This is a genomic window from Xenophilus azovorans DSM 13620 (assembly GCF_000745855.1).
GTDB classification, from domain to species: Bacteria; Pseudomonadota; Gammaproteobacteria; order Burkholderiales; family Burkholderiaceae_C; genus Xenophilus; species Xenophilus azovorans.
Window position 1 is genome coordinate 22,301 of the sequence record NZ_JQKD01000054.1, and the last position, 8,712, is coordinate 31,012.

Annotated in this window: 8 protein-coding genes; 7 read left to right on the top strand and 1 reads right to left on the bottom strand. The window is 73.6% G+C overall.

Features of this window, described 5'->3' with window-relative positions; genetic code table 11:
- From Q392_RS22280 to Q392_RS22310, 7 genes are all read left to right on the top strand, one after another.
- Positions 1-1,128, top strand: a complete 1,128-nt coding sequence (locus tag Q392_RS22280; protein ID WP_038212586.1) for an ABC transporter permease — start codon at positions 1-3, stop codon at positions 1,126-1,128.
- A gap of 38 nt (positions 1,129-1,166) precedes the next feature.
- Complete coding sequence (locus Q392_RS22285) at positions 1,167-1,646, top strand: universal stress protein (RefSeq protein WP_038212594.1); 480 nt, start codon at positions 1,167-1,169, stop codon at positions 1,644-1,646.
- Entirely contained in the window at positions 1,639-2,559 is a 921-nt protein-coding gene (locus Q392_RS22290; RefSeq protein WP_038212599.1) for a ribose-phosphate pyrophosphokinase, read from the top strand. The genes Q392_RS22285 and Q392_RS22290 overlap by 8 nt, the downstream gene beginning before the upstream one ends.
- Entirely contained in the window at positions 2,556-4,916 is a 2,361-nt protein-coding gene (locus Q392_RS22295; protein WP_038212603.1) for a phosphoketolase family protein, read from the top strand. The genes Q392_RS22290 and Q392_RS22295 overlap by 4 nt, the downstream gene beginning before the upstream one ends.
- Before the next feature lie 200 nt (positions 4,917-5,116).
- The gene (locus Q392_RS22300) at positions 5,117-6,475 is read left to right on the top strand and encodes an MBL fold metallo-hydrolase RNA specificity domain-containing protein (RefSeq protein ID WP_038212652.1); all 1,359 of its coding nucleotides are present in this window, start codon (positions 5,117-5,119) and stop codon (positions 6,473-6,475) included.
- Between the two features lie 5 nt (positions 6,476-6,480).
- Positions 6,481-8,016 carry a thymidine phosphorylase family protein gene (locus Q392_RS22305; RefSeq protein WP_038212608.1) on the top strand — a complete coding sequence of 512 codons (1,536 nt, stop codon included), beginning with the start codon at positions 6,481-6,483 and terminating at the stop codon, positions 8,014-8,016.
- Entirely contained in the window at positions 8,013-8,402 is a 390-nt protein-coding gene (locus tag Q392_RS22310) for a pyridoxamine 5'-phosphate oxidase family protein (RefSeq protein WP_038212612.1), read from the top strand. Before Q392_RS22305 ends, Q392_RS22310 begins: the two co-directional genes overlap by 4 nt.
- A 16-nt stretch (positions 8,403-8,418) precedes the next feature.
- Here Q392_RS22310 and Q392_RS22315 read toward each other — a convergent pair.
- The coding region (locus Q392_RS22315) for a transposase (RefSeq protein ID WP_038212618.1) at positions 8,419-8,712 on the bottom strand (294 nt) is incomplete at its 5' end.

Genomic DNA, 8,712 nt, shown 5'->3' on the forward strand with positions numbered 1-8,712 from the left:
ATGCGCCGCTTCCTGGCCAACACCTGCCGCCTCGGCATCAAGGAGCTGTGGAGCCTGTGGCGCGACCCGACGATGCTGGTGCTCATCGCCTACGTGTTCACCGTGGGCGTCTACACGGCCGCCACGGCCATGCCCGAGACGCTGCACAACGCGCCCATCGCCATCGTCGACGAGGACCGCTCGCCGCTGTCGCAGCGCATCGCCTCGGCGCTGTACCCGCCGCAGTTCGCCCCGCCGCACCTGATCGACTGGCCGCAGATGGACCCCGGCATGGACCAGGGCCTCTACACCTTCGTGATGGTGATCCCGCGCCACTTCCAGCGCGACTTGCTGGCCGGCCGCTCGCCGCAGATCCAGCTCAACGTGGACGCCACGCGCATGAGCCAGGCCTTCGTCGGCAGCGGCTACGTGCAGCAGATCGTCATGGGCGAGGTCGGCGAGTTCGCGCAGCGCCACCGCGCCAGCGCCGCGGCGCCGGTCGACCTGGCCCTGCGCGCGCGCTTCAACCCGGCGCTGGAGCCCTCGTGGTTCGGCAGCCTGGTGCAGGTCATCAACTACATCGCCATGCTGTCCATCATCCTCACCGGCGCGGCCCTGATCCGCGAGCGCGAGCACGGCACGGTGGAGCACCTGCTGGTCATGCCCGTCACGCCGGCGCAGATCATGCTCGCCAAGGTCTGGTCCATGGGCGCGGTGGTGCTGCTGGCGGCCTGGGTGTCGATCGCCCTCGTCGTGCGCGGGCTGCTGCACGTGCCGGTGGCCGGCTCGCTGCCGCTGTTCTTCGCCGGCGCGGCGCTGTGCCTGTTCGCGACCACGTCCATGGGCATCTTCATGGCGACGGTGGCGCGCAACATGCCGCAGTTCGGCATGCTGATGATGCTGACCATCATGCCGCTGCAGATGCTCTCGGGCGGGAGCACGCCGCGCGAGAGCATGCCCGGGCCGGTGCAGGACCTCATGCTGGCGGCGCCGACCACGCACTTCGTCCAGCTCGGGCAGGCCATCCTGTTCCGCGGCGCCGGCCTGGACGTGGTGTGGCCGCAGTTCGCGGCGCTGCTGCTCATCGGCGCCGTGCTGTTCGCGCTGTCGCTGCGGCGCTTTCGCAGGACCATCGCGCAGATGGCCTGACATCTTCGACGGACACCGACCCTGCAAGGAGAAACGCCATGTACTCACGCCTGCTCGTGCCGCTCGACGGCAGCGCCACTTCCCGCCTCGCCCTGGCGCATGCGCAGACGCTGGCGCGCCTGAGCGGCGCCCGCGTCACCCTGCTGCACGTCATCGACGAGCTCCGGCACAGCAACGGCTTCGAACGGCCGCAGGTCTACATCGACGAGGTCCGGCCCCGCTTCCTGCAGGCCGGCCAGGCGCTGCTGGACGAGGCCCGGCAGGAGATGGAGAAGGCGGGCGTCGCCACCGACACCCTGCTGCTGGAGAGCGAAGGCCGGCGCGCCTCCGAGCTCATCGTGCAGCAGGCCGCCGAGATCGGCGCCGACGTCATCGTCCTGGGCACGCACGGCCGCCGGGGCATGCACCGCTGGATGCTGGGCAGCGACGCCGAGCAGGTCGCGCGCACCGCGCCGGTACCCGTCATGCTCGTGCGCCCCAGCACGACGGACGCGCCAGAAGGCGGCGTCAGTGCCTAGGCTGGTGCTCCCCCTGCCCGGCAACGAGGGCTTCGCCGCCCGCCTGGCCGAGGCAGCAGGCGCCGAACTCGGCCGGCTGGAGACCCGCCGCTTCCCCGACGGCGAGAGCTACGTGCGCCTCCTCGCCGACCCCGCCGGCCGCGCGGTCGACCTGGTGTGCACGCTGGCGGACCCGGACGCGGGCTTCCTGCGCCTGGCCTTCGCCGCCGACGCCGCGCGCGACCTGGGCGCGGCCGAGGTGAACCTGGTGGCCCCCTACCTCGCCTACATGCGGCAGGACCGGCGCTTCCTGGACGGCGAGAGCGTCAGCTCGCGCACCTTCGCCCGGCTGGTGTCCTGCACCTTCGACCGCGTGGTCACGGTCGATCCGCACCTGCACCGGCACCCGGCGCTGCAGGGCCTGTACACCGTGCCCACCGCCACGCTGCACGCCGCGCCGCTGCTGGCGGACTGGATCGCGGCGCACGTGCGCGCGCCGCTGATCGTCGGCCCCGACGAGGAGAGCGAGCAATGGGCCGGCGCCATCGCCCGGCGCATCGGCGCGCCGCATGCCGTGCTGCGCAAGACCCGCCACGGCGACCGCAGCGTGGACGTCGCCGCACCCGACCTGTCGGCCTGGCGCGAACGCACGCCGGTGCTGGTGGACGACATCGCCTCCTCCGGCCGCACGCTGGCGGCGGCCGCGCAGCAACTGGCCGCGCAGGGCCTGCCGCCGGCCGAATGCGTGGTGGTGCACGCGCTCTTCGCGCAGGATGCCTGGGCGCAGCTCGCGCCGCACTTCGCGCGCATCATCTCCACCGACACGGTGCCGCATCGCAGCAATGGCATCGGCCTGGCGCCGCTGGCCGCCGACGCGCTGCTGCGCGGCGTGCAGGACCCGCCCGCCGGTCCCCACATGAAAGGAACCGCATGAGCCCCCTCCTCTCGCCCGACTGGCGCCAGGGCCACGGCCCCATCGCCCACCGCAGCGGCACCGTGGCGCGCGTGCAGGCGCTGCTCTCCCGGCTAACGGCCGACGGCCGGCTCGCCGGCGCCGCCGAGGGCCAGGCCCTGCTGGCCGCCGCCGACCGCCTGGCCTGCGCGGCGATGAGCGTGGTCGTGCACATGACCTACGCGCGGCGCGTCGACCTCTCCGGCGCGGCGCTGGCGGCGGACGACTTCAAGCCGACGCCCGAGGGCCACACCGGCGGCTCGCTGAACATGGTGCCGGCCTTCGTCGGCTACCTGCTGGCCAACGCGCTGACCGGCAACACCCGCGGCTGGCTGATGGGCCAGGGCCACTGCGTCGCGGCCATCGAGGCGGTCAACGCGCTGACCGGCGACCTGTCCGACACCCAGCGCGGCCGCTACGGCCGCGGCGAGGCCGGGTTGTCGCAGCTCGCCGCGGACTTCTATTCCTATGCCATCGACGCCCACGGCCGGCCGGCCGTGCCGCTGGGCAGCCACGCCGGGCCGAACACCGCGGGCGCGGTGTCCGAGGGCGGCTACCTGGGCTTCGCGGGGCTGGAATACGTCCACATGCCGCTGCCGGGCGAGAGCCTGGTGGCTTTCCTGAGCGACGGCGCCTTCGAGGAGCAGCGCGGCAGCGACTGGGCGCCGCGCTGGTGGCGCGCCGAGGACTGCGGCTTCGCGGTGCCGGTGATGATCCTCAACGGCCGGCGCATCGAGCAGCGCACGCAGATCGTGCAGGAAGGCGGCGCGGGCTGGCTGGCCGAGGACCTGCGCCACAACGGCTTCGCGCCGGTGGTCGTGGACGGGCGCGACCCGGCCGCCATCGCCTGCGCCATCGTCGAGGCCGAGGACGCGCTGCGCGCCTTCGCCGCCGACCCGCAGCGCCGCTACCCGGCGCGCCTGCCCTACGTGATCGCCGAGACCGAGAAGGGCTTCGGCTTCGCCGGCGCGGGCACCAACGCCGCGAACAACCTGCCGCTGGCCGGCAACCCGCACACCGACTCGGCGGCCCGCGCGCAGTTCAACGCCGGCACCCGCGCACTCTTCGTACCGCCCGCCGAGTTGGACGCCGCCCTCGCGGCGCTGGACACCCACGCCCGCCAGCAGCGCCCGCGCGAGAGCGGCCACCCGTTCGCGCACCGGCATCCCGAAGCCCTGCATCTGCCGGCGCCGCAGTGGGAGGACGAGGGCAGCCAGGGCAGCGCCATGGCCGCGCTGGACCGCTGGTTCGTCGAGCTGATCGAGGCCAACCCGCGGCTGCGCGTGCGCGTGGGCAACCCGGACGAGCTGGCCAGCAACAAGATGGGCGGCACGCTCGAGCGCCTGCGCCACCGCGTCAACGCGCCCGAGCCGGGCGTGCCCGAGTCGCTGCTGGGCGCCGTCGTCACCGCGCTCAACGAGGAGGCCGTGGCCGCCGCCGCGCTGGGCAACAAGGGCGGGCTCAACCTGATCGTGAGCTACGAGGCCTTCGCGGTGAAGATGCTGGGCCTGCTGCGCCAGGAGATCATCTTCGCGCGCCACCAGAAGGAGCTGGGCCGGGCGCCGGGCTGGCTGGCCGTGCCGCTGATCGTCACCTCCCACACCTGGGAGAACAGCAAGAACGAGCAGTCGCACCAGGACCCGACCATCGGCGAGGCGCTGCTGGGCGAGATGTCGGACACCGCGCGCGTGCTGTTCCCGGTGGACGGCAACACCGCCGTGGCCGCCCTGCGCAACGTGTACGCCGGGCGCGGCCAGGTGGCCTGCCTTGTCGTCTCCAAGCGCGACACGACCCGGCGCTTCGACCCCGCCGCGGCCGAGGCGCTGGCCGAGCGCGGCGCGGCGCATGCCGCGGGCGACCCGGCGGCGGCCGAGGTGCAGTTCGTCGCCATCGGCGCCTACCAGCTCGAAGAGGCACTCAAGGCGCAGCGCCGCCTGGCCCGCGAAGGCCGCGCCGCCTGCGTCACGGCGGTCGTCGAGCCGGGCCGCCTGCGCATCCCGCGCGACGAGCTGGAAGCCGCCTTCGTGCTGGACGACGCGGCGCTGCACGCGCTGTTCCCGCCCGGCCTGCCGCGCGTGCTGCTCTGCCACACCCGGCCGGAGCCCATGCTCGGTGTGCTGCGCCGCATCGACGGCGGCCCGGCGCACACCCGCGCGCTGGGCTACATCAGCCGCGGCGGCACGCTGGACGTGGCCGGCATGCTGTTCGCCAACCGCTGCACCTGGGCGCATGCGGTGGACGCCGCGGCGGCGCTGACCGGCTGCCCGCGCGATGCGCTGCTGCGGCCCGCCGAGCAGGCCGCCCTCGACGGCCGCGGCGCCTGCGCCGACTTGAAATGACCCACCCCCAGTCTTCGCGGACTTCGTTCCGCTTCGCCAACCCCCTCAAGGGGGCACATCCTGCGGCCCGGCAAAGCCGGCTCCGCGGATGTTCCCGCCCGGCCTGCTCCGCGGCCTTCGGTCCTGCTGCCTGCCAGCCGTTTCATGCGATGCGGATGGCGCGCGGCGCCAAGGGCAACTGAATGAAGAACAAGGACACCATGCCCTCACTGACCTGCCTCGGCGCCGCCGGCACAGTCACCGGCTCCAAGCACCTGCTGCGCTTCGGCGACACGCGCCTGCTGATCGACTGCGGCCTGTTCCAGGGCCTGAAGAACCTGCGCGAGCTGAACTGGGAGCCGCTGCCCGTCGAGCCGCACGGCATCGACGCGGTGGTGCTCACCCACGGGCACCTGGACCACTGCGGCTACCTGCCGCGGCTGGCGCGTGACGGCTTCGCCGGCCGGATCCACGCCACCGCAGCCACCCGCGACGTCGCGGCGCTGATCCTGCGCGACAGCGCCTTCCTGCAGGAGAAGGACGCCGACTTCGCCAACCGCCACGGCTTCAGCAAGCACCATCCGGCGCTGCCGCTGTACGACATCGACGACGCCGAACGCACCATCCGGATGTTCTCCCCCGCGCCGCTGCACCGCGAGGTGGCACTGCCCGGCGGTGCGACGCTGCTGCTGCGCCGCGCCGGCCACATCCTCGGCGCGGCCAGCGCGCAGATCGACGCCGGCGGCCTGCGCATCGTGTTCTCCGGCGACGTGGGCCGCTACGACGATCCGGTGATGCTGGACCCGGAGCCGGTGCCCGAGGCCGACTACGTGGTGATCGAGTCCACCTACGGCAACCGCCGCCACGAACGCACCGACCCGGTGGAGGCCCTGGCCGCCGTGATCGAGCGCACCGTGCAGCGCGGCGGCACGGTGGTGGTGCCGGCCTTCGCGGTCGGCCGCGTGCAGACGCTGATCCACAGCCTGTGGCTGCTGCGCCGCGCCGGCCGGCTGCGCAACGTCCCCGTCTACCTCGACAGCCCGATGGCCACCAGCGCGAGCGAACTGCTGCACGCCCATCCGCACGAGCACCGGCTGCCGGCGCAGGACTACGAGGCCGCCTGCGGCGCCGTGACCTGCGTGCGCGAGGTGGAGGACTCGAAGGCGCTGTCGGCCAGCCGCTTCCCGAAGGTGATCATTTCCGCCAGCGGCATGGCCACCGGCGGCCGGGTGCTGCACCACATCGCCGCCTTCGCGCCCGACCATCGCAACACGCTGCTGTTCTCCGGCTTCCAGGCCGCCGGCACGCGCGGGCGCAAGCTGCTCGAAGGCGCGCGCGAGACCCGCATCCACGGCCAGTGGATCCCGGTGAACGCCGAGGTGGCCGAGCTGCCGATGCTCTCGGCGCACGCCGATGCCGACGAGCTGATGCGCTGGCTGTCGGGCCTGCAGCGGCCGCCGAAGCGCGTGTTCATCGTCCACGGCGAGCCGGAGGCGTCCGAGGCGCTGCGCGAGCGCATCGAGCGCGAACTCGGCTGGCCGGCCGCCGTGCCGCGCCAGGACCAGGTGTTCAACCTGTGAGTCCCATGAACACGATGGACACGACCGAGCCGCCCACGCTGCGCGCCGTGCGCATGCGCCTGCATGCGCAGCACCAGGCAGTGGTGCTCATGCGCCGGGACTCCCCCGTGTGCCAGGCCGAGGGGCTGGCCTCGCGGCCGCAGGTGCTGGTGATGGCCGGCGGGCGCGAGCTGCCGGCGCAGCTCTACCAGGTCGAGGGCGACGACCGCCTGGCGCCCGACCAGATCGCGCTGTCGGAGGACGCGTGGCAGGCGCTGGGGCTGCGCGAGGGCGACCGCGTGCAGGTGCGCCACCCGCCGCTGCTCGCCTCGCTGGCGGGCGTGCGCCGGCGCATCCACGGCCAGCGCCTCGGGCTGGACGACATGAACGCCATCGTGGGCGACGTGGCGAAGGGGCGCTACACCGACGTGCACCTGGCCGCGTTCCTCACGGCGACCTCCACGCTGCCGCTGGACGAGCAGGAGACCATCGACCTGACCCGGGCCATGGTGAACGCCGGCGAGCGCCTGCGGTGGGACGCCGCCGTGGTGGTCGACAAGCACTGCGTGGGCGGCCTGCCGGGCAACCGCACCACGCCGATCGTGGTGGCCGTCGCCGCCGCCAACGGCCTGGTGATGCCCAAGACCTCCTCGCGCGCCATCACCTCGCCGGCCGGCACCGCCGACACCATGGAGACGCTGGCGCCGGTCGACCTGGACCTGCCGGCGCTGCGCCGCGTGGTGGAGCAGGAAGGCGGCTGCCTGGCCTGGGGCGGCGCCATGCACCTGTCGCCGGCCGACGACGTCTTCGTGCGCATCGAGCGCGAGCTGGACATCGACACCGAGGGCCAGCTCATCGCCTCGGTGCTGTCGAAGAAGATCGCCGCCGGCGCAACGCACGTGCTCATCGACATCCCCGTCGGCCTCACCGCCAAGGTGCGCAGTCCGGAACTCGCGCACTTCCTCGCGTGCAGGCTGGCCGCCACGGCGGCGCATTTCGACATTTCGCTGCGCTACATCTTCACCGACGGCAGCCAGCCGGTCGGCCGCGGCATCGGCCCCGCGCTGGAGGCCAGGGACGTGCTGGCAGTGCTGCGCGGCGAGCCGGACGCGCCGCCGGACCTGCGCCTGCGCGCCGCGGAAGTCGCCGGCGCGGTGCTGGAGATGGGCGGTGCGGCGCCGGCCGGCGAGGGCCTGCGCCTGGCGCTGCGCACGCTCGACGAAGGCCGCGCGTGGGACAAGTTCCGGCGCATCTGCGAGGCGCAGGGCGGATTGCGCGAGCCGCCGCGCGCGTGCTGCGTGCGGCCCCTGCCCGCGCCCCGCGCGGGCCGCGTCGTGCGCATCGACAACCGCCGGCTCGCGCGCCTGGCGAAGCTCGCGGGCGCGCCGGAAAGCCCGGCTGCCGGCATCGACCTGCGCGTGCGGCTGGGCGACCACGTCGCCGAGGGCGAGCCGCTGCTGTTCCTGCACGCGCAGACGCAAAGCACCCTGGACTACGCGCTGGCCTACGCGCAAGATGCGGGCGATCCGCTGCAACTGGCGCCCCCGGACACACCCTCATGAGCATCCCCGTCGAACTGCCCACCCTGCGGGACGTCATGGCCCGCTACCGCTTCGCCTACCTGCTCACCGGCAGCGCGCAGGGCGCGCCGCACGCGGTGGCGGTGACGCCGGTGCTGGAGGGCGGCGTGCTGGTGATCGACGGCGTCGGCCGCCGCAGCCGCGAGAACCTGCTGGCCCGCCCCGCGGTGGGCCTGGTCTGGCCGCCCGCCTTCGCCTCGGACTATTCGCTCATCGTCGACGGGCAGGCGGCGATGGAGGGCGAATCGCTGCGCATCGCGCCGACGCGGGCGGTGCTGCACCGCCCGGCGCCGCGGGCGCCCCAGGCCCCGGCCGAACCGGGCGCCTGCGGGTCGGACTGCATGCAGCTGCCGCTGCCGCCCGACTGAGCAACCGTCTTGCTCGTCAAGCGCAATGCATAGTCGAATCCCACATCGAGCCATGTTTGGCGATGGCGTTGAGCATCGTCAGCAGCTTGCGCATGCAGGCGACCAGGGCGACCTTCTTGCGCTTGCCGGCCATCAGCAGGCGCTCGTAGCACGCCTTGAGCGCCGGGTTGTACCGCACTGCCGTGAGGGTGGCCATGTACAGCGTTCGTCGCACATCGGCGCGCCCACCCCAGATGCAACGCTGCCCGCGCATCTGGCCGGAGTCGCGATTCAAAGGCGCCACGCCCACCAGCGCGGCGATGCGGCGCCG